The sequence below is a fragment of the Devosia sp. genome, from assembly GCF_030689745.1.
Lineage (GTDB): Bacteria > Pseudomonadota > Alphaproteobacteria > Rhizobiales > Devosiaceae > Devosia > Devosia alba.
Window position 1 is genome coordinate 1 of sequence record NZ_JAUYGL010000063.1, and the last position, 21047, is coordinate 21047.

Sequence of the window (21047 nt, forward strand, 5' to 3'; positions counted from 1 at the left end):
CTAGTTTGCGCCCGTTCAGCCGGGGCCCCGCCCCCGCGTCACGGATGCACCCGTAGCTCAGCTGGATAGAGCGCTGCCCTCCGAAGGCAGAGGCCACACGTTCGAATCGTGTCGGGTGCGCCAATACTTTCAATGAGTTAGGCCAAATGGCCCTAGCCGCCTTGGCGGGCAACTCACCAAATACTCACCAGTCGGACGCACTCTCAGGTGTGATTGATGACAGACGAAGATGAGCCTCTGACCCTAGCCGAGGCATGCCAAATACTTTTTCGAGGCACCATCTCTCCTGCGACCTTGCGGGCCGAGGCCGCGCGGGGTCGGCTAGTGATCGAGAAGATCGGGCGTCGGCATTTCGTCACACGAGCGGGTATCAAGCGCATGCGGGCGCTGTGCGTCCTTAAGCCTTCTGACGAGCCTCGAGGGGGCCACGGTAGCCAAGTCGGGGAGGATCAACAGGTGCAGCGAGCGTTCGACGCTGCCATGGTATCAGTGCAGCAACTGCGCCCCAGGAAAGAGCGCGATGGGAAGCTTCTGAAAAAGATCTAGCGCTCAGTCAATCTTGTGACGGTGCTCTTAATATCGGTGAGCATCGTGCGCATATGCTCGAACGCCAACAGCGCGGCATCGGTGGACATCACCCCATCCGCGCCTTCAATCGGGCCATTAATCGCTCGATCCAGTCCGGCGTAAACTGCCAGGCGCTCGCTTTCTGGCAGTTTGCCAATATGGAGCGACAAAGCCAGCTTTAACATGGTGGTCAGGGCTATGAGCTGGCCGTGGAGGTCCGCAACGGCAGGGTCTGAGATATTCGTAATATCCGACATCGATGATCTATCCTGCAAATTCAATGTCGGCATGGATGCCGTCGAGGGCGTCATTTACCCGTTCCTCAAGCTGGCTGAACATCAGGTCCACTGCGCGTTGTGGATCGGCCACCCCCTGCACGGTGACCCCGCCCATGTGGATGGAGATTGTACTTGGCCCTCCAATTCTGCCCTCTCGGCCGGCCAACATCCCAGCTGTGTCTCTGGCTGTATGAACGAACCCGCTGGCCCCGAACCGAACAATTTCTGGCCCCTCCTCGCCCACCACGGCCCAACCGGGACTAAACGCACCACCCTTGGCGAAATGCGGCAGGGACGTGTCAAACACTCTGGTCTGTGGCCCCGTGACGCGCAGCGGAATGTTGACACCGGCGCCTGCAAGCACTCGAAGCCGCTGCATAAGATTGGCCATTTCGGCAGCAACTGCAGGCAATCTTAGCGAAATGCCATTCTGCAGCCCGTCCCCGATATTGGCACCTGACTCTGCCGCACTGGCCTCCAGCATGGCAAGCTCACCCTCAAGCCGGGCCAAGTTTGTTCGTAGTGGCGCCGCTGTATCCATGGCGCCATCGAATGCAGGCGGCGGAATTCCTACAATTTCCTCTTTGACCCGCGCAATCTCGTGTCTCAAGTCGGCCAGGGCCTCCGCCGCTGGCCTAGCCTTTTCAACAACCTCATCACCGCCGTGAACCGCCTTCACCAGGCTTTCATATGCCGCGAACGGCTTGAAGCCTCCGACATCGACCTCGCGCAACCAGTCATTCATTGCCTTGTCGTTCGCATCGCGGGCCGCCAGCCACGCCTGACCGCCGTCAGCCCTGACAGCGTCCTGAAACGCCGCCATATCGCTGGCGACGCCAATACCACTAATCAATCCGACCATGCCCAGGCCGCCCAAATTAGCACCGCCACCGCCGACGCCCCGCGCCCCACCCGCCGCACCACGTGCCCCACTGCCCCTGCCGCCGCCAAGCCCAGGCAATCCGCCACCCATCCCCATGAAGGCTTTGAGGTAGCCGCCGGTTGCTGCCAACAGTCGCAACCCGATCAGGGCGGCCGTGATTTCGACAACAGCCGCGACGAGCTTGTTGTTGGCATCGACAAAACTGGAAACGCTATCGATCATCGGCGTTACTGACTGGATGAAATCGGTCAACGCCGGCAGCAGCGCCGTGCCAAGCGCAATATTGAGGTTTTCAATCGACGCCTCAAATCGGGTGATAGCGCCCCCCGGAGTGTTCAGACGTTCCTGGAAATCCCTAGAGACGACACCATCGGCCGCGAACGCCTCATCCCGTATCCGGCGATACTCATCCATGCCGGTCATCAGCGGGCGGATGAATTCCTGCACTTGCTTGTCGGAAAAGAACTGGCCAATCAGCTCCTGCTTGCCGCCCTCAGTGAGTTCGTTCAAAATCTCCAGGGAACGTTCCATCGGCGATTGCCCCGCAGCCACGGCGGCATTCATTTCGGCAACGATGTCGACACCGGCAGCGCCGAGCTTCTTGATCGAGTCCGGCGCCATGATCTTCTGCATATAGTTCGACATGTTGTTGGCGGCGGTCGCTCCGCTCGCCGCACCGGTAGCCGCCACCTCAAGCAACGCCACAAGGTCGGCTAATCCTTTCGTGCCCTGAATGCCCAGAGCCTTGGCGGCGGCGGTGACGGCCGGAAACTCCTTCGCCATATCCCGAAGCTCAAATTTCCCCTCTTTTCCGCCCTGAGCCATGATGTCGTAGGCATGTTCCATCTCGGCAGCGGCAATACCAAGATTGCCAATCAGCGCCGCAGTCGCTTCCGCCATTTCTGTCGGAACTGCGTCATAGGCCGTCGCCGCCATGCCGAGCGGCTCTGCCACAACAATGGCTTGTTCGGGGGTAACGGCGCCGCTGCCGATCAGCGTATCAATAGCACCACTGATATTGGCTGCACCCTGGGCGGTATCCAATCCAACCTGGCGCGCTTCCTTACCCAATTCGGTGATGGCACCTCGCGTCAAGTCTGCTTTCTGCCGAATGTCCTCCAGCTTGGCTTCGAAGGCAATCGCCGCCCCTATCGGCCGCGAGAGCGCCTGGTAGGTTACGTACCCCATCGCGACGGCATCAAACATGCGCCCACGCGCATCGGCCATGGCTCGCGCCTGGCGGTCGGCGGCCGCGTGAATGCCATCAATACTGCGCTCGACTTCACGCGCGTTGCGAGAAACCTTGTTCTGAAGGGATACGACGAGTTTGCTTTCGAGCTTTGCCATGTCATTTCCCTACGTTCGGCGGCGCTGCGCCTTTGCGATCCGCATGGCGCTTTTGTGAAACATCAGGCCGTGCTCCACCGTCATGGTCATAACGGTCGGAACCGGCGTGTTCAGATAGTGGGCGATCTCAGCTATGACGTCGCACCAGCTGCACCGCTCGCCGCCGGCGGGCTGATCGGCGCGGCGCCTGATAGCTTTCCCGAGACAGCGGCGACCGCCTGCGCCGCCAGCGCCATTTCGGCGGTATTGAGTTGAGCGATCACTTCGAACGGCACATCGGCCATTGAGGCGTAGAGCGCAGCTGTGCGCCGGGTCTGGCCCTCATGTTCGTCCATGGCGAACATGTCACGCATCTGCATCTCGCGGGAAAAAGCGAGTTCGCTGTAGCTCTGCCCATTGTGCAGGATGGGCTTGGTGAGAGTTATCGTGTGGGGGTGATTTGGCATAATCGGTCCTTTCGAAACCTGGTTTAACTTAGTCGGGCGGATGTGGTGGCAGAGCTGAAAAATTCAGCGTCTACCCCTCTCCCAGGCCTTGCCGTCGCTCGAACGTGCGATGCTTGCGGCAGGACGACTTTGCTTTGCCGAGGCACGCCTGCTTGCGATGGCAGCTAGACTCGCCTTCAGCTTCGCGTCCGCCAAATCTCCGGGCGCGGCAGTGTTCGTGATGACCGCTGGGATGGCTTTGGGAACACCAGCTAGTGGCGCTACTAGACCAGGTAACGGCGAAGTTTTGGACGCCTCAGCTCGGGGCGAATGTGTGGCGAAGTATGTGTCGACTAGGATGCTCACTGACTGTTCTCCTGCTCTTTGGATGCTCAAGGAAGATCTGCATCGAAGGCCAGCACGGCACGGGGGTCGGCATCGCGTCGGCGCATAATGCTGATCCCTGCCTGTTCGGCATTGCGAATGATGGACTCCTCGGTCATTTCCGCATCCAGGATATCGGCATCGATCTGGCGTAGCGCCGCCTTGCGCTCATCGTCAGTGATGCCACTGACCTGAGAGTATTGCCGAGCAATCAGCTCCGAATACATCTCACCGAGCAGCACTGCGATCGCGCTAGTGGTGATCGGGCTGTTGGCCGGCGGCGTCCTGGGCTGGTAGTCCGGAGCCGTGAACATTGCCGGAGAAAGTTGCTCAAGTACCTGACCGCGCATATCGGAGACCCAGCTGTCCAGCCTACGGCGGGCCTCAGCTTCATCGACCGGTGCCAGCGACGTTGTGCGGCGCTGCTCCCGCAGTTCTTGGATTTGTCGACGCAATAATTCCACCCCACTCACCAGGGCGCGGGAGGCGTCATGAATAGCGTTAAGGTTCGGCTTTACCTTTGAAAAGAGGGACAAGTCAGACACTCCCTTCCATCGCGGCCTGCTGGGCAATCCAGCGGCTGCAGTTTTCAGGCAAAGCCAATGCCGTGTCGGCACGTTCGGCCAGTGGAGTTGTGGCGGCCTCGGCATCGCTTATATTTGCAAGGATGGTCGCGCGCTTGGCTTCCAGCGCCTTGATGGCCGGCTCACCACCACGGGATTGCCGTTGTCGGGCGATCTCGTCGTCTGCCTTGGCAAGCTGCTTGTAGAGTTCATTTACATTTTTGCGGGCCTCACTCAGAGCCCCGTTCTCACGCTTGGCTATGCCCTTCAAAATATCGAGCCGCTTCAGGTCAAGTTTGGAGGTCATTTCTCACCTTTGTGTCGTTGGTCGAACACGACGATGAAGGCGCCGCCGGGAAATTCAAACGCCCTATTGAATTTCCATCAGCGAGAATTTGCTGCAGGCGTTTGACGTTGGGAACGGCCGTTTCGCTTCGCAGCAGACGCCACCACGTTGCAGCCGGCTCGGCGGCTGGACTGTCGATGTTGTCGCGCTCACGTGGCCAGCGTGACGCGTGGTATTGATCAAATGAGCTGCGCATGTGCCGCGCGGCTGCGCCAGGTGCGAGGCTCGCCCAGTCGGGCAAATCACGCGCCAGGCGACACAGCATGGCGTTCCTAGCGTCCAGTGCCATTTTGCGTCCTGGGCTGACACCGCCCCGCTGGCGGAGCCCCAGCTCCGCCTCGAGTGACCCCTTGCACCCACCCTCAAGCCATACCGTCAACGCGGCCCCGACCTGGCGCAGGCCGGGATCGTTCGACACCGACAACAGATAGGCGACACGGACAATTTCAGCGATGCTGTCTGGGGCGGGGTTCATGGCGGCCGCTAGTCGGGGTCGGCTTCTGACGCGGCATCGTGCTCTGGCGCGGCCGCCGCGATTTTTTCCAGAGCGGCGGCGACGGCCGTGTTGATTTCAGTCGCGATTGTGCGGAGCGCTATGCGGGCGCCGCTTGTACCCTCCTTGGAAACGGCAAGTGCAATGTCGTCCGCCTTGTTGGCCAAACGATTGATCTCGTTTTGTATGGTTCGCCCGGCAACCCCAAGCGCCTCGATGAGCTTGTCGACACGAACGAGCTGGCCGGCCTCCTTCTGGTGGTCCAGTTGTGCCCGACCCAGGCGGAGCCACGCCTCCTGCCGTAGGGCCTCGTCTCGGGACTCGTTTGACGATCCAGGTTGCTCCGTGACCACAGGTGGAATGACACTTTGCTCGGAACTGGAATACTCCGCCCGGAGGTGATCGTAGTGGGCAACACTGACGCTCTCGACCCTGCTCCTACCGTCACGACGAACCGGCAAATCATGGTCACGCACCAGTTTCGCCACAGCCTTGCTAACGGCCGGTTTGCTCACGCCGTCGCGCGTGGCGATCTGGCCGATTGACCACCAGACGCGGACGCTGTTAACCGGAGTGCTCATCGTGTTTCCCTGTTAACCATTTGTTTTTCCTTGAGAAACTGACCGGAACTCGGGCCGCATCCGCACCGCAGCGAGCGAGACCGGAAATACGGTCCCTAACCAGGGGGTGGTGGGGTGAGGGACGCGGCCCGGTCATCACGGCACAGCCTCAAACCCGTCGACCAGGTCAGCATCAAACGGCCAGCCGCCGTCTTTGCCGGTCATGGTCAAGGGATGGCTAGAAGCCTCGCAGCAGCGCCGCCACAGGTCGGGCTCAAGCTCCCGATTGACGCGCCGCATTGCCTGGGCTGGCGCTGGCGCCTGGGCTGGGGCGCGACTGGATCGGCGTCCACCGATCCTCCCAAGCCCATTCTCCAGCAGGTGCCGTGCGCGCCGATCCGGTTCGGGACCGTCCAGGTTTCGAGCCAGTGGCTTGACGGTCTCAATGTCGAGGGGGTGTCCTGCAAAGGCGTATGCGTTCATCAACGCCTCTGCCGTATCGGCACTCACGCCGATGTCGGTGAGAACGTCACGAATGGCCATATCGGCCTCCGTCGCTTTTAAGGGGTTAAGGGGTTTAGTTTCTTCTTTTAAGTATCCCCGGCAAATTTCGCCGGTAACTCGTGCAGTATTTGCCGGTAGGTCACCGGCAGATTTCGCCGGTAACGTCTCGCTTTTTTTGACGCGCCTAACGGCAAAATCTGCCGGTATGCTGAGGCGAATTAGATCGGACGTGCGAGACCCACTTTTGCGCTGCCGGCGCTCCCGGGTAATCAATTTGCGCTCGGTCAAAGCCTGCAGTGCGTCCCGTGCCGTCCTCTCCGAAATCTCGGCAATTTCAGCGATAAGCTGCTGGCCGAGCCAGCACACGCCATGGTCATCTGACCTGTCTGCCAGCACCCACAGCACGGCGCGAAAATTGCCGCTTCCCGCCTTCTGGCCGGCGGCCCAAGTTAGCGCCCTGACACTCATGGCAAGCACCCTAACGGACTGCATCCGCCCGCTCATGGATGCGCTTGGCCTCGGCCATGGCCTTGCAGGCGTCAGGAAACGCCAGGCCGAACATCTCCCGCAGGGTGCGCGTAAAAGGCTGCGGAGCAACATGCCAATTGTCGGCAAGCCACTGCGCCGCAGCGGCGATCTTGTCTGGATCGGTGAGGCCATCGCTCATGACACCGCCTTTCCGGCAGTCGAGGCCACGGGCTGACCGAGCTTCTGGCCGGCCCAGGCGTCGAGATCGCCCCGTGCATAGAGCGGGATTCGACCGAAATAGGTGATGGCGGGACCGCCGCCGACCGTCGCCATCTTGGCCAGGGTGGCCACGGCGACTGGAACGCCATGGGCATCGAGTAAATAGGCAGCGGCCTCCCGGCGGCGCAGGCGGGGCTTGAGGGGGGACATCAGCGCACCTCCGCCCTACCGCAGGTGCGCACAATCGAGTCGGACGTTCTCGCCAGAAAAGTAACTAGCTCCTCGTCATATTCGACCTCATAGCGCAGCAGCAAACGCGCCCGGATATCGACCTCAACTATATCTTCGCAGCAATACTCCCGCGCCGCATCTATGACTTTGCACATGTAGTCAAAGAGGAAGTTGGAGAATGACTCTATGGCTACGCCTGCGGCGTTGTAACCGGCAAACTCTCCATCCAAATTGCATCGCGGTTGGGAGGTCATGGCGATGGCAAGATTGTATTGGCCGTGAAGCATGTCATAAAGTGCCGCTAGCAGGAGGGGGCTCATTGCCCCGAGGTCGGCATCCGCAACATCATAGACATTGGGGCCTGATGCCTTGACGCTGGGGGTGTCACCACCTTTCACGCGCGCCAAACGATGCGTATCCGCTGTTTCATAGGCGGCTTCGAGTGCGGCATCTGCGGCTTGGCCGACAGCACTGATAATCGCAACGTCAGCGTCTCCGGCCACCCCCAGTTGACAGCAGGCTTCTGCTAGGCGCCGTCCCTCGCTGATCCGATCGAGGATATCCAGCAGGTCGGACGCAGGGATCGTGACACGATCTTGGCGCGACCTTTTTGACGTGGTATTGCTCTGGTTATTCATTGCCTGTTCCTTCGTCGGTTTGGGTGTGATCATGGCGCGGCGGGATTGCACTCCCGGCCGCGCCTTTCGTTTTCTGAGCTTCGAGGGCGCAGTCTAGGTGGTGGATGATCTCCGAGTTCATTGATCGGCGGTTCGTGGTGGCGCTGGTGCGCAGGCGGTTGCGCAGATCGGACGGTATTCGCACTGTCAGATGAAGGGCGACTGGAATTGTCATATTAACTCCGCTTGGGCATGGCTACAAAATGAAGCCATTTGTTAGCCATAACGACATTTTGTAGTTATGGCGTCAAGCCCTTTTAGCTGCAATATGTCGCTAGGGTTCTGCGGGTGAACGAAACATGGCTGACGACGAACGAAAACTGACAGCAAACATCACGCCGTTCGGGCTGCGTATGCAGCCTGACCTGAAAGCGCAGGTCGAAGCATCCGCCCGCAAGAACAGTCGATCGATGAACTCAGAGATCGTGTATCGCCTCGGCACCTGGGATGACCTTGCCGAGCAAGTGGATATCTGCCACGCGAAGATCGATGAAATGGTGCGCATTCCGAACGATGTGAGGAATGCGTTGGAGCATCAGGCAATATTGGCCAACGGCACCTTGGAAGATGAGGTCAAATGGCGGCTGGAGGCGTCTCTCACAAGCCTGCTGGTTGCCGATGGCAGCACGAATGACCCTGAAAGTTATGTCGATTTTATCGATGAGAAGCTGGATGAAGTTTCCAGTGCGGTGCAGCGCCTCAAGCGCATGATCGCCGAAAGGAAATAGTGGTGGAAACGTGCCCAGGGGCACGGTTGCTCGCGCCGAAGGCATGACCGAGGTGGCAAAGCAGGCCGGCCTTAGCCGCGCCAGCCTCTACAAGGCCTTATCCCCAGACGGGCACCCTGAATTCGCCACCGTCCTCAAGGTGGTGCACGCCCTCGGACTCAAGATGACGATTGCCGCCTAGGCGCGCCTGGCATCTCCAGCGGTTTTTACTGGGCGGCCGCCATTCTCACTAGCCGCACAGTCGTGCCCTCGGCCTTCTCATAGGCTCGCTGGATGGCCGCTAACGCCTGTTGCTCGGATGGAAAGCGGTGGCGCTCGCTTTTCCCGAGCCATCGAGTATCGCGATCCCATGCGGCGAAGCCGCCCCGATCCTCCTGCAGGTAGCCTGCAATGGCCTCCACACCGTCCGGCCCTGCCGCAACAACCTGCATCTGCGTAGCTATAACCATTGCAACCTCCTCACCCCTATGCAGACTGACGATATGATTGCGACCATGGTCCGCCAATAGGTGGAATTAGGTTCTCACCTGCAACAAGGGATATTTCCATGAGGCGGAAAGCCTGCCCCAGCACGGATTGCAGCGCCGCATCCGCACCACAATGGTCGCTGACCGCGGGCCAGCTCCATCGTATCCCCGAGGCGAGCCGCGCCTTGATAGACGCCCATATGCCGGCGGTACGCTACTGCAGCTACTGCCAGGCCATTTATTCCATGGACCCTGCAGTCATATTCGGGTGGCTCGACAACAATGTTGCCGGGGCCGGCTGGCGCCCCAAATTAGCCGACAGCTAAAGCTGCCGCCACTGCGGGTCTGCCGGCTAGTTGCCCATCCATTTCCGCCGCGATCCTGTTTGCCGCCGCGACCAGCACCGAATCCAGCCGGTGAACATAGCGACTGGTAATGCCATGCCCCGCATGGCCGATGATCGTGCCGATTGTCGCGTCGGAATAATTCAGATCGCCCCCGACCGACGCGAATGTATGGCGCAATACGTGCGCCGTCACATCGGTCAGGCTTGCTTTTTCTGCCAGGCGCTCAATGGCATTGTTGAGTGAACCGTAGTGGCCTTTGGGGTTGCGGATGCCCGGCAGCACCCAGGGATTGCGCTCGTCGCGCGGCAGCGATTTCAAGACAGCTATGGCCGGGGCGGTGAGGGGCCGGAGCGATGCACCCTCCTTGGTGTCACCCAGCCGAAGCATTTCGCCGTCGATATCGACCTCGGCCCAGCGTAGCTTCGTGATTTCGCTTATCCGGCATCCGGTGAATATCAGCAGCCGAATGCCGGCCAGCCCCTGCCACAGCTCATCATCAGCGGCATCGAGTACCTTGCCGAGTGCGCAAAACTCCTGCGGCGACAGGCGGCGCTCCTTCTTCTTATCGGCCGGACGCTTGACCCCGTGCGCGGGGTTGTCGGGCCGAATCCCTTCGCCGATTGCGTAGGTCAGCATACCACCCAGCAGGCCTGCGGTCCGCGCCGCCGTGCCGCTACCGCCCTCAACGATAGCCTTGCCGCGCTTCTTCTCGGTCTTTTCTACGACCGCTGTCTTGCCGGCGGTCACGTCGCGGATGAACTTGGCGATATCAGATTGAGCCAGGTCGATCACCAGCTTGCGGCCAAGCAGGGGCTTGATATGCCGTTCAATCCGGCCCTGGTCGATTGCCAGCGTCGATGCCTTTTTGGGCGTGCCGCGCTTCCCCAGGATCAGCCCCCGCAGGGCATGATCAAGATACTGGTCGCACAGCTGCGCAATGGTCATTGAGCGCCGGCGTGTCTTGCGCTCCAGCAGCGGATCATCCTTCTGCAGCACGATGCCGCCCATCGTTTCGATGGCCAGCTTGCGGGCCTGCTCCGTGGTGATGGCGCCATGGGTGCCAATCGTCATCCGGCGCCGCCCGGTGTCGGCCCGATAGTCGATGAAATAGGCCCGTTTGCCGGTGGGGTGGATATAGACGCCGAAGCCCTTCAGATCGGAGCACCAAAGCGTATATTGCTTGGCGCGCAGGTCTGCTTTATCGACAATCGTCTTGGTGAGCTTGGGCACTCGAAACCTCTGCTTTGGCAATCCTACTCACCAGATACTCACCACAAAATTGGAAACTAGGGAAGATGCAGGAAAACGTCAGACGCGGTTAGTTGGCAAAAATACCTTGCAAATCAATCCACTAGACAACATAAGAAAACCGAAGCGCACCCCCGAAAACCAACAACCGAAATCCTCCGAAGGCAGAGGCCACACGTTCGAATCGTGTCGGGTGCACCAATAATTTCAATGATGATTTGGGCGCAGCACCCAAATCTGAGGCGACCACTGACTCTTGAACTCCTCACCGCCCTCAGATTTGGGGGCTGACCAAAGTAGGAGCAGCCCTCCATTGGGACGGCGACGGGCCTGTGGACAGGCGCAAGGTCGGCTTTTTCTCGACTCCCTCAGCGACTCCGCGCGACATGAACGCAACATGGGGGACAGTATGCGACTTGGGCTGGTTGCGATCTTCATACCTGCAAATTGTGAATGACACGCGCGAGTATGGTGTGAAGCGCCTTGATCTCGTCATTGGTGAGATCCTTCGTCATTCGCGCATCTTCAAGCGCCGCCTCCTTGAGAAGGGCGGTTACGGTTTGCTGCCCTTTTTCAGTCAGCCACACGCCATTGCGCCGCCGATCGGTTGGCGACGGCTTGCGGATCAGCAGATTGTCGGCCTCCAGCTGATCAAGAATGTTCACGAGGCTTGACCGGCGCAGGGCAACGGCATCGGCGAGCCGGTTCTGCGATAAACCGGGGTCAGCCCTTATCGTGGCCAGCAGGCCAAGATAGCGCGGCGCCCGACCATACCGGGTGAGCTTTGCCTCGAAGGCCCGAAAGGCCAGGATCTGGGCCATGCGGAGCTTGTAGCCGAGCATGTTCTGCGCGGAATCAGCATCGTCTTCTGGCGACGGCATAGCCTCAGCCTGGGGTTGAGTCATTCGATTCTCCTTGACCCGTGTCGTATCTTCCATATTGTTCGACATAGAACTATTTGATGTCGAACGTAATAGTGGATCGTGCCGGCGCAACCTGATGTTCTTTTGCGCGATCGTGTCCAGAAAGCAAACAGCTGGGAGCTGCCTGCATGGCGATGAGGCCGGGAGTGTCGCACTGGACCGCGGAAACCGATGGGCTCCCGTTGCGCGACATCACGCTCGGCGCGCTGCTGCGCGAACAGGCCGCGCGCCATGCCGACAGGCCGGCGATTGTCTTCGACGAGGTGGATAGTGGAATCCAGGTTCGCTGGAGCTATGCCGAGCTCGACAGCCGCGTCGACCAGGTGTCCAAGGCGCTGATGGCGATGGGCGTCGCTCATGGCGACCGCGTTGCCGTGATGTCGCCGAACCGGCCGGAATGGGTGCTGCTGGAATATGCGCTCGCCCGGATCGGTGCCGTAATGGTGACGGTCAATCCTGCCTTCCGCCGCGCCGAACTGGCTTACCTCCTCACCCAGGGTCGCATCGGTAGCCTGTTCGTCGTCGGCGAGTATCGCGGCTTTGATGTGTCCGAGATGATCGGCGCGATGCTCGACGGAGCATCCCGCAATGGCAAGGTCGACGCCGCCGCATATCCCGACCTGCGCCGCCTCGTGCAACTGGCAAGTGTGCCCATCGCCGGGGCAATGGGGTTCGACGGATTCCTGGATGGAGGCAAGGCGGTCGATCAGGCCGAGCTTGACGCGCGCATGTCAACGGTCGGCGCGCGGGATATTGCGCAGATGCAGTATACGAGCGGCACGACGGGCAAGCCCAAGGGCGTGATGCTCACCCATTATGGCACCGTGAACAATGCCAGGCTTGCCGGACACCGCGCCGGTTACCGCGAAACCGATGTGATGGTATCGGCCATGCCATTTTTTCACACCGCCGGTTGCGTGTGCAACGTGATCGGCATGGCCGCCGTCGGGGGCTGTCTCGTTGCCATGGAGAGCTTTGATGCAGCGCGCATGCTCGACCTGATGGAGGCGCATGGGGCCACGATAACCAACGCCGTACCAACCATGTATGTTCGCATGATGCAGGATGCTGCGCTTGCAGAAGGGCGCCGCAATCTGTCGGGCTGGCGTGTCGCCTATACGGGCGGTACCGCGATTCCTCCAAGCCTCATGCGGGAGATGCGGGAGCGCGCCGGTGCCGAGCCGGTCATCATCATGGGGATGACCGAGTGCAGCCCGATCATCACCCAGACAGTTCCTGATGATCCGCTGGACATAAAGGTCACGACCGCCGGTGTGCCTTTACCGCATGTGGAAATTCGCGTCGCGGATCTGTCCACCGGAGCGACGGTGCCGACTGGAATGGAAGGCGAGTTACTTGTCCGCGGCTTTCTTGTCACCACCGGCTATTTTGACATGCCGCAGCGCACTGCCGAGACAATCGACAAGGAGGGCTGGTTGCACAGCGGCGACATCGCGACCCTGGACGAGGGCGGCTACCTGCGGATTGTGGGCCGCATCAAGGACATGCTGATCCGAGGCGGGGAGAACATCTACCCCGTCGAGATCGAGGATTATCTTCTGGGGCATCAAGACCTCGCCGAGGCACAGGTGGTCGGAGTGCCTGATGCCGAACTTGGCGAGGAGATATTCGCCTTCGTGGTGCCCCGCGATGGTCGCAATGTCGATGGAGCGGCTATCCGCGACTGGTGTCGCCAGACGATCTCTCGGCACAAGCTGCCACGCTATGTCGCTGTGCTCAAGCGGTTGCCCCAGACGGCCAACGGGAAGGTCAGGAAGGTCGAGCTTCGCGCGCTTGCAGAGGCCATGATCAAGGAAGGAACGGTTTCATGACGGCCTTGGATCACGAGCCGCATCTGCTCGAGGACCGCGAAGGCCATGTCCTGGTGCTGACACTCAACCGCCCGGCCGCGCGCAATGCGATCAGCCCTGAGATGGCGTGCAGGCTTGCCGATGCGTTCGAGCGCTTCTCGGCCGATCACGATCTGCGCGTCATGGTTCTGACGGGAGCGGGCACACGGGCCTTCTGTGCCGGCGGAGACCTGGCGCTGACCTTGCCATTGCTGACGGGCGCTCGAAAACCCGAGACGGAGTGGGACCACCGCATCGCGGCAGATCGCACCATCATGGACCGATCCGCGCTTCGCAATGTCGAGATCGACAAGCCTATCATCTGCGCGATCAATGGCGCCTGTCTCGCCGGAGGCATGGAAACGATGATCGCGACCGATCTTCGGATCGCCGCGCAAGATGCCATATTCGGCCTGCCCGAGGCCAAGCGTGGATTGATCCCGTTTGCCGGTTCGCTGGTCCGTCTGCCCCGGCAGATTCCCTACGCCGTGGCCATGGAACTGCTGCTGATCGGGGACTTCATCGACGCGGACCGGGCGCTTGCCATCGGCCTCATCAACCGGGTTGTCCCCCAGCAGGAGGTGTTGCCGACCGCAATGCGGATGGCCCAGGCCATCGCCGCCAACGGCCCGGTGGCCATAAGGGAAATCAAAAGGACCGTCAGACGGGCCTCCGGAGCCAGCCTCGAGGACGGGTTCCGTTTCGAGGATGAGGCGTATGACGTCGTCGTGCAGTCCGAAGATGCACGCGAGGGGCCCCGCGCCTTCATGGAAAAGCGCAAGGCGAGGTTTGTGGGTCGATGAGCATCCGGCTGGACGGAAGGGTTGTTTTCATTACCGGGGCCGGGCGGGGAATTGGCCGCGAAGCGGCGCTCGCGATGGCGAGGGCGGGCGCCAGCCTCGTGGTGAACGATATGGACGCGGATGCCGCCGAATCTGTTGTGAACGAGATCGGTGGGGCGGGCGGTGCGGCCGTCGCTCATGTAGCAGCCATCGGCCCGTCGTCTTCGGCCGAGGAGGGCGTTGCAATGGCCATCGAGAGTTTTGGCCGGCTGGACGTGGTCGCCTGCAATGCCGGGATACTCAGGGACCGCACGCTCTGGAACACCAGTGATGAAGACTTCGATGCGGTGATTGAAACACACCTTCGCGGCACCTTCACCTGCGCGCGTGCCGCTGCCCGCCAGTTTCGGGCAGCGGGCCAAGGCGGCCGGCTGATCCTTGTTTCCTCCATTGCCGGTCAGCGCGGCAATTTCGGGCAGACCGCATACTCGGCGGCCAAAGCCGGTATCGCCGGCCTTGCACGCACCTGGTCGCTAGAGCTTGCTCGCGCCGGGGTGACCGTTAACGCCCTTGTCCCAAACGCATTGACGGCCATGACCGACACGATTTCAGCCCTGAAGCCATTTGCCGAAATGATGGCCCGTGGCGAGGCGCTGCCGGAGAAGCTGCGGCAGGACCTGGGCATAGGTGGCCCCGAGAATGTGGCCGCGGCCTTTGTCTATCTCGCCTCGGAGCGATCTGCAGACGTGACGGGACAATGCATAGGGATCGGGGGTGACCGGCTGTCCATCTGGGCACATCCGGTTGAGGCGGCTCACCGCCTTCGCACCGGCGGCTGGACCGCCGATGCTCTCGCAGACGCTCTGGAGGGGCCGCTTGCGGATGCCCGACAGGGGGTAGGTGTCGACTTAAATCTGGAGCCTTGAAAGGCCCACAATGGGAGGACTGAAAATGAAGAGACTGCTGCTTGCAACCACCGCCATCCTGGCGACGGCCCTGGCTGCGCATGCCCAGGAGGTCACGCTCCGGCTGTCACACTGGCTACCGCCGCAACATGCCGTGGCCGAAACTGGCATGGTCGAATGGACCGAGTCCATCACCGCGGCCTCGAACGGCACCATCAAGTTCGAGATCTTTCCAGCGCAGCAGCTTGGCGCCGCCGCGGACCACTATGACATGACGCGCGATGGCATTGTGGACATCGGCTATGTGAACCCCGGCTATACGGCCGGCCGCTTCCCGATCTACGAGCTGACCGGCGTGCCGTTCCTCGCCAGCACCGGGCCGGCCGCCGGCAAGGCCATTCACGAGTGGTATGCGGGCGACTACGCCGACGCGGAGATGAGCGACGTCTATTTCTGTCTCGTCAATCCGCACAATCCGGGACGATTCCACGGCAACCAACTGATCCGGGTGCCGGACGATGTCAACGGGCTGAACGTGCGCCCGGCGCACTCGACGATGGCCCGTTTCATCAATTCGCTCGGCGGCTCCTCGGTGCAGGTGCCAGCGCCCGAAGCGCGGGAAGCCATCGCCCGCGGCACTGCAGATGCCGTCACCATTCCCTACGAGGCGATGAAGGTTTTCAGCCTTGCCGAAGTGACGAAGTTCCACAACGACATGCCGCTCTACCTGTCCTCGCAGGTCATGCTGTTCAACCTCGACAGCTACGGCCGCCTCACCGATGACCAGAAGACGGTGATCGACGAGCACTGCACGCCGGATTGGTCAAAGCGCTTCTCGGAGGGATGGGCCGTCTATGACGAAGGCGTCCGCCAGGAGATGATCGAGAGCCCCGATCACGAGGTCTACACCCCAACAGACGAGGAAATCTCGCTCTGGCGCGCGGCGGCCCAGTCCACCAAGGACAGTTCCCTCCAGGACGTAGCTTCCGCCGGCAATGACGCCGAACGGGTCTGGAACGGACTGATCGAGGCGCTTGAGGCCAACGACGCATCGTACTGATCGTAAGGGGGAGATGTCGGGGGAGCTCGCCTCCCGACATCTACCAAGGGGGAGGCAAGATCATGTCAGGATCACCAGGCGAAGGGCGCGAAGGTGGCTCGATGCGTGCCGTTGATTTCGTGGAGCGGGTTGCCGCGATCCTGCTCGGCCTCGTCACCGTGCTCATCTTTGTTTCGGCGATCGGCCGCTACCTGTTTGCGCGACCGGTGCCGGATGCGTTCGACCTGTCCCGTCTTGCGCTCGCGGTGGCGGTCATGTGGGGATTTGCATCCGTTGGCTTTCGCGGCAGTCACATCAAGGTCGACCTGCTGGCCCAGATGATGCCGCCCCATGTTCGCAAGTGGTTCGACGCGGCAGCCTGGTTCGTCCTTCTCGTCTTTACTGCCGGCATGTTCTGGAAGATTGGCGGACGCCTGCTGTCGCAATGGCCGCGTGGCGAACTGACCATGGACCTCCGACTACCGCACTGGCCGTTTCTGGTGGCGATCCTGCTTGGGCTGGCAATGGCCCTGTTGACCACGACAATTCGCCTCTGGCGCGTCCTCTACCATGGTGAAGGGCTCGAACCGCACGAAACCGTCCCCGGCGAAGAAATGGATGAACAGCGCCATGATTGATCCCAATCTGATCGCCCTGGGCGGTTTCGTCATGCTTTTCGCGCTGATGCTGATCCGCGTGCCGATCGGCATCGCCATGGGCGTCGTCGGAGTGGGCGGGTTTGGATTGATCACGGGGTGGGGCCCGGCGCTCAACCTGCTGTCGAGCTCGCCGCTGCGGACCATTACCGACTTCAATCTCACGCTTATTCCATTCTTCATCCTCATGGGCGTCCTCGCCACCCGCTCTGGAATGAGCCGCGAACTGTTTCGGGCTGCCAACTCGATCCTGGGCCCCATGAAGGGTGGGCTCGGCATGGCGACCGTGGGGGCCTGCGCCGGCTTTTCGGCAATCTGCGGGTCCTCGGTCGCTACCGCCGCGACCATGACCAAGATCGCTCATCCGGAAATGAAGCGCGCGGGATATGGCGACGACGTATCCACCGGCGTGATCGCTGCTGGCGGCACGCTGGGCATTTTGATCCCGCCCTCAGTGGTGCTTGCCATCTATGGCTACATCACCGCGCAGGATATCGGCACCCTTTTCATCGCGGGCATTATCCCTGGGACCCTGGCCGTCCTGATGTATCTTGCAACAGTGCGCCTCTGGTACGGTCGGCACCTACCCGCTGGTGAGCCATTCAGGTTGAGTGAGGCCATCGACGCCATGCGCGGGGTCTGGGCCGTGCTGCTGCTGTTCATCGCCGTGATCGTCTCGATCTATCTCGGCATCACCACCGCAACCGAAGCAGCCGCTGTCGGCGCAGTGCTGACGGCGCTGATCGGCTTCGTCCGCCGGCGCCTCGATTTTCGCTCCTTGCTGGACTGCCTTGTCGAAGCCCTTCGCACCTCGGTTTCCGTCTATACCATCCTGATCGGCGCCATCCTGTTCGGCTACTTCCTGGCCGTGACCCAGGTGCCGCAAAAGCTGACGCAAATCCTCATCGACTTCGGCCTCGGCCCCTATGGCACTCTAGGGCTCATCGTGGCGCTGTTCATCGTCATGGGCTGCTTTTTGGACGCCATGGCGATGATCATCCTCATGGTGCCGATCGTCTATCCGGTCATCGTCGCGTTGGGCTTTGATCCCATCTGGTTCGGCATCATCATCGTGATGACCGTCGAGCTCGGCCTTATTACGCCGCCGGTCGGCATGAATGTGTTCGTCATCAAGTCCATCGCCCGCGACGTAAGCCTGGTGACGATCTTCCGTGGCGTGACCCCATTCGTGGTCACCGACATCATCCGCTTGACTATCCTGATCCTTTTCCCCGCGCTGGTCCTGTTTCTGCCCCAGACGATGGGGTGATTTGACCTGGGCGTCGTCACGGGGCGGGCAGGATAGTAAACATCCAACGGCGATTGCAGCTTCGTTGGGCAATCAACGCGTGGACGTCGCCAGCTTGCCGATGGGTCAGCCAAGTCACCATTGACCAGGTCGGCGTAAGCGCTGTGCGATCACACGTTGTGGCGACGTGCCCTGTAAGGGTGCAGTTGTCGACAAACGCCTGGGGGAGATGCTGCCGCCCTGGCCTGCATCCCGGCTCGTGACGCCGGCCTTTTCAATGCTCGGGGCTGAGTATTGCGGAAAGGCAGTAAGGATGGCGGTCAAATTGGCACTGCCGATTGTCAGATCGCAACCCGACCCGTGCACTTGCGCCAGGGCAGGTCACCTCGCTGGTATCGCTGGCGTTGCCTTGGACCAGTTCACCGACCTCAAGCCGAGTGGAACCATGACGACCCTCGACTTGCTGGGGGAAAATTTGATGCCTCTGGGCGTGCCGATCCTCGGAGGCCCCCCGCGTGGCCATGGCGAGCGTGCGGTGAGCGTTCCGATCGGCTTACAGAGATCGACTGCGGGCGGCGTTAAATGAGGGTTATGGAAACTTAGTCGTGTCTACCCGGAGTTCTTCGCAAACTTGCCATATTGACCCAAGAACCGTTGAAGAATCGGCCCCATAGAAATGTGGTGCCTTGAGTACTATTGGCGGTTTTGTCGACACGCTCCATTTTGTTCCCGACAGCCTCGTGATTGTCTTGTCGGGAACAATCAAGCGCTTCACGGCGTGCTTTCCAAATGGTCTGGCAAGGCCAGATTGGCATGCGACCAAGCCCGGTGGTGAACTTATTCCTCAACTCGTTTGTCGTCGGCCAGAGCGATTTCGACCAACCTTCGAATGGACTCCGAACGATTTGGAATATCTTGTTGCGTGCGGCGCCAATCGTCTACGGATTTGAGCTGGGCTTCGGTGAAGCCTATCAAAAGCTTGTTCGGGAACTGCTGAGGTCGACCCACGGGGCTACTCCAAAACGTATATAGCACATATATGATATTGACTTATCGTAGCCCCCGGTATACCTTAAAGAACGGGCCGAACAAGAGTTCGCACCTCCTGTCGGCCCTGACCATCAGCGTTCCAGGAGAACACCGTGGCTACCCTATTCGATATCACAGACCGTGCGTTCACGCGTGCATTTGCTTCAGAAGCGGCATTGGGCGTTTCTGCATCTGGCCCGTTGAGGGATTTGGATGACGAACAAGCGCTGCTACTTGAGCGGCCTTATCCCGGTACGACCAAGCCGGGAAATGCGGAGCATACTGAGGGCACTCATGCCATCGCGAGTGAAAGCTCGCCGCCAAGGAATCCAGGCGATGTCCTGGTCACTGAGCTGCTTGAGGACTATTTTAGCGAAAGAGCCGCGAAGGTCATGGCTGGAGACCGCATTCGCTACGCCATGATGCCGCTGGTCAAATTCTGGGCCGGCAGGACGGTGGCTGCGGTGACACGCCAAAGGTGCGAGGACTACGGCAAGTGGCGCGGACGCTCCGACGGCACGGTGAGGCGTGAACTGGGCGTGCTTCGCGCTTCAATCAATCACGCACATGCCGAAGGGCGTTTGACGCGCACCCCGGTCGTTCACCTGCCGGATCGACCCGAACCCAAAGAGCGCTGGCTTACCAAGAACGAAGCGGCCCGCCTGTTGCATGCTGCAAGGCAGGCGCCGAGAGCGCGACGTTATCTGCCGTTGTTTTTGGTGATCGGACTGCATACCGGGGCGAGGAAGGGCGCGATCAGCTCACTGCGTTGGGATCAGGTTGATCTAATCGCCGGTCTCATCGATTGGCAACTGCCCGGTAGGAAGCGCACCAGGAAGCGGCGCCCGCGCATTCGCATCCCGCGCAAGCTGCTGGGACACCTCCGCCGCGCACGCCAGCGCGCACCAGGGGCGATCTTTGTGATAAACGAGAATGGCAATCCCATAAAAGACCCGAAGAAAGCTTTCGCAGCCGCTTGCGGGGTAGCGCTGATTGAAGACGTTTCCCCTCATGTCCTGCGGCACACCCGCGCAACCTGGGGTATGCAGGCTGGTGCCAGGACCTGGGAATTGTCGGGGTTTCTTGGGATGACTGAACAGACGCTCGTTGAGACCTATGGTCACCATCATCCCGATTTTCAGCGTGACGCAGCAGAGATGTATTGAAACCGGCTACATCAGCCAGGCTGTGTGGTGTCTGCACCCTCAGATAAAGAAGATCCATGGACGCTAGCGACCACCGCCCATCGCCCGTGGCTCGCTCGCACAGGCGATGTCCCCCTCCAATTTCAAGGCGAGTGTTCCAGAGCACAATGAGTGCCGTGGCCGCTGCCCTCGACCAACAGGGCGTAGCGCCGTCGGCCGCTCTGACCAGGGCATGCGCCGAAGGCTCATTGGCCTCATTGATGGTCATTGTGAACTGGTGAAGCTCCAGGAGCTCTTAGGCGTTATCGATCGCCTGCAAGGATCCTGGGAGCTCCAGGAGCTCTTAGGCGTTATCGATCGCCTGCAAGGATCCTGGGAGCTCCAGGAGCTCTTAGGCGATATCGAACACCACCCTCATCGTGCGATCAGCAATGCTGTCGCCCATCCGCCCCGCAGCCTTTCCGCACCGCAGGCTCAGTCGCCACAAGCCTCAATCAAGACTCCGGCGAGGCGCCGGGCGCAATGGCGCTCCAGTACGCCGGTCAGCTTGAGCCATCCGTTCCCCAAACCGGCATTCCCGGATGTGATGCTGGCGTTCGCTTCGACAATGTCAGTTGGACACCCGCAAAATGGGTAGTGAGCCGGCATTGCCATAGGGGCGGGGTCAATTCAGAGTTTTGAGCAGGCTCGGCGCTGAGTTTGAGGTAATTGGGTGCCCAACGATGGCGTTCCTG

At 60.7% G+C, this 21047-nt stretch carries 25 protein-coding genes and 1 tRNA gene; 11 read left to right on the plus strand and 15 right to left on the minus strand.

Annotated features, from left to right (window positions below; genetic code table 11):
- The first annotated feature begins 46 nt into the window (after positions 1–46).
- Positions 47–123, plus strand: a tRNA-Arg gene (locus tag Q8O80_RS05465).
- 419 nt (positions 124–542) lie between these two features.
- Here Q8O80_RS05465 and Q8O80_RS05470 read toward each other — a convergent pair.
- From Q8O80_RS05470 to Q8O80_RS21510, 12 genes are all read right to left on the minus strand, one after another.
- Positions 543–824 (minus strand): hypothetical protein, encoded by a 282-nt coding sequence (locus Q8O80_RS05470; RefSeq protein ID WP_305577758.1) that lies wholly within the window; start codon positions 822–824, stop codon positions 543–545.
- A gap of 7 nt (positions 825–831) precedes the next feature.
- The gene (locus Q8O80_RS05475; RefSeq protein ID WP_305577760.1) at positions 832–3075 is read right to left on the minus strand and encodes a phage tail tape measure protein; all 2244 of its coding nucleotides are present in this window, start codon (positions 3073–3075) and stop codon (positions 832–834) included.
- Positions 3076–3206: 131 nt separating this feature from the next.
- Positions 3207–3521, minus strand: a complete 315-nt coding sequence (locus tag Q8O80_RS05480; protein WP_305577762.1) for a phage tail assembly protein — start codon at positions 3519–3521, stop codon at positions 3207–3209.
- Between the two features lie 371 nt (positions 3522–3892).
- Positions 3893–4420, minus strand: coding sequence for a hypothetical protein (locus Q8O80_RS05485; RefSeq protein ID WP_305577764.1), 528 nt, complete (start codon positions 4418–4420; stop codon positions 3893–3895).
- A 1-nt stretch (position 4421) separates the two neighbouring features.
- Positions 4422–4754, minus strand: a complete 333-nt coding sequence (locus tag Q8O80_RS05490) for a hypothetical protein (protein ID WP_305577766.1) — start codon at positions 4752–4754, stop codon at positions 4422–4424.
- Positions 4738–5268: a hypothetical protein gene (locus Q8O80_RS05495; protein ID WP_305577768.1), complete on the minus strand. Its 531-nt coding sequence runs from the start codon at positions 5266–5268 to the stop codon at positions 4738–4740. The genes Q8O80_RS05490 and Q8O80_RS05495 overlap by 17 nt, the downstream gene beginning before the upstream one ends.
- Before the next feature lie 8 nt (positions 5269–5276).
- The gene (locus tag Q8O80_RS05500) at positions 5277–5867 is read right to left on the minus strand and encodes a hypothetical protein (protein ID WP_305577770.1); all 591 of its coding nucleotides are present in this window, start codon (positions 5865–5867) and stop codon (positions 5277–5279) included.
- A gap of 135 nt (positions 5868–6002) precedes the next feature.
- Positions 6003–6818, minus strand: coding sequence for a helix-turn-helix domain-containing protein (locus Q8O80_RS05505; RefSeq protein ID WP_305577772.1), 816 nt, complete (start codon positions 6816–6818; stop codon positions 6003–6005).
- A gap of 10 nt (positions 6819–6828) precedes the next feature.
- The gene (locus tag Q8O80_RS05510) at positions 6829–7017 is read right to left on the minus strand and encodes a hypothetical protein (RefSeq protein WP_305577774.1); all 189 of its coding nucleotides are present in this window, start codon (positions 7015–7017) and stop codon (positions 6829–6831) included.
- Complete coding sequence (locus tag Q8O80_RS05515; protein ID WP_305577776.1) at positions 7014–7247, minus strand: hypothetical protein; 234 nt, start codon at positions 7245–7247, stop codon at positions 7014–7016. The genes Q8O80_RS05510 and Q8O80_RS05515 overlap by 4 nt, the downstream gene beginning before the upstream one ends.
- Positions 7247–7906, minus strand: a complete 660-nt coding sequence (locus tag Q8O80_RS05520; protein ID WP_305577778.1) for a hypothetical protein — start codon at positions 7904–7906, stop codon at positions 7247–7249. Before Q8O80_RS05520 ends, Q8O80_RS05515 begins: the two co-directional genes overlap by 1 nt.
- Positions 7899–8120 (minus strand): Arc family DNA-binding protein, encoded by a 222-nt coding sequence (locus Q8O80_RS21510; protein WP_371136115.1) that lies wholly within the window; start codon positions 8118–8120, stop codon positions 7899–7901. Before Q8O80_RS21510 ends, Q8O80_RS05520 begins: the two co-directional genes overlap by 8 nt.
- Before the next feature lie 124 nt (positions 8121–8244).
- Here Q8O80_RS21510 and Q8O80_RS05525 point away from each other — a divergent pair, with 124 nt between their 5' ends.
- Together Q8O80_RS05525 and Q8O80_RS05530 are read left to right on the plus strand one after the other, a co-directional pair.
- Positions 8245–8673 carry an Arc family DNA-binding protein gene (locus Q8O80_RS05525; protein ID WP_305577780.1) on the plus strand — a complete coding sequence of 143 codons (429 nt, stop codon included), beginning with the start codon at positions 8245–8247 and terminating at the stop codon, positions 8671–8673.
- 10 nt (positions 8674–8683) lie between these two features.
- Positions 8684–8854 carry an addiction module antidote protein gene (locus tag Q8O80_RS05530; protein WP_371136116.1) on the plus strand — a complete coding sequence of 57 codons (171 nt, stop codon included), beginning with the start codon at positions 8684–8686 and terminating at the stop codon, positions 8852–8854.
- Between the two features lie 25 nt (positions 8855–8879).
- On the opposite strand, the gene Q8O80_RS05535 is transcribed toward Q8O80_RS05530, so the two are convergent.
- From Q8O80_RS05535 to Q8O80_RS05545, 3 genes are all read right to left on the minus strand, one after another.
- The gene (locus Q8O80_RS05535) at positions 8880–9122 is read right to left on the minus strand and encodes a hypothetical protein (RefSeq protein ID WP_305577782.1); all 243 of its coding nucleotides are present in this window, start codon (positions 9120–9122) and stop codon (positions 8880–8882) included.
- 329 nt (positions 9123–9451) lie between these two features.
- Positions 9452–10717 carry a site-specific integrase gene (locus Q8O80_RS05540; RefSeq protein WP_305577784.1) on the minus strand — a complete coding sequence of 422 codons (1266 nt, stop codon included), beginning with the start codon at positions 10715–10717 and terminating at the stop codon, positions 9452–9454.
- 452 nt (positions 10718–11169) lie between these two features.
- Positions 11170–11640, minus strand: coding sequence for a MarR family winged helix-turn-helix transcriptional regulator (locus Q8O80_RS05545; protein WP_305577786.1), 471 nt, complete (start codon positions 11638–11640; stop codon positions 11170–11172).
- 146 nt (positions 11641–11786) lie between these two features.
- On the opposite strand from Q8O80_RS05545, the gene Q8O80_RS05550 reads away from it, so the two are divergent.
- From Q8O80_RS05550 to Q8O80_RS05580, 8 genes are all read left to right on the plus strand, one after another.
- Complete coding sequence (locus Q8O80_RS05550) at positions 11787–13490, plus strand: AMP-binding protein (RefSeq protein WP_305577788.1); 1704 nt, start codon at positions 11787–11789, stop codon at positions 13488–13490.
- Positions 13487–14311, plus strand: coding sequence for an enoyl-CoA hydratase/isomerase family protein (locus Q8O80_RS05555; RefSeq protein ID WP_305577790.1), 825 nt, complete (start codon positions 13487–13489; stop codon positions 14309–14311). The genes Q8O80_RS05550 and Q8O80_RS05555 overlap by 4 nt, the downstream gene beginning before the upstream one ends.
- A complete protein-coding gene (locus tag Q8O80_RS05560; protein ID WP_305577792.1) occupies positions 14308–15216 on the plus strand; it encodes an SDR family NAD(P)-dependent oxidoreductase in 909 nt (302 codons plus the stop codon). The genes Q8O80_RS05555 and Q8O80_RS05560 overlap by 4 nt, the downstream gene beginning before the upstream one ends.
- Positions 15217–15241: 25 nt before the next feature.
- Entirely contained in the window at positions 15242–16255 is a 1014-nt protein-coding gene (locus Q8O80_RS05565; RefSeq protein WP_305577794.1) for a TRAP transporter substrate-binding protein, read from the plus strand.
- Positions 16256–16317: 62 nt separating this feature from the next.
- A complete protein-coding gene (locus Q8O80_RS05570) occupies positions 16318–16872 on the plus strand; it encodes a TRAP transporter small permease (protein ID WP_305577796.1) in 555 nt (184 codons plus the stop codon).
- The gene (locus Q8O80_RS05575; protein WP_305577798.1) at positions 16853–18160 is read left to right on the plus strand and encodes a TRAP transporter large permease; all 1308 of its coding nucleotides are present in this window, start codon (positions 16853–16855) and stop codon (positions 18158–18160) included. Before Q8O80_RS05570 ends, Q8O80_RS05575 begins: the two co-directional genes overlap by 20 nt.
- 292 nt (positions 18161–18452) lie before the next feature.
- The gene (locus tag Q8O80_RS21515; RefSeq protein ID WP_371136117.1) at positions 18453–18725 is read left to right on the plus strand and encodes a hypothetical protein; all 273 of its coding nucleotides are present in this window, start codon (positions 18453–18455) and stop codon (positions 18723–18725) included.
- Positions 18726–19281: 556 nt separating this feature from the next.
- Positions 19282–20334, plus strand: coding sequence for a site-specific integrase (locus tag Q8O80_RS05580; RefSeq protein ID WP_305577800.1), 1053 nt, complete (start codon positions 19282–19284; stop codon positions 20332–20334).
- The last annotated feature ends 713 nt before the right edge of the window (positions 20335–21047 follow it).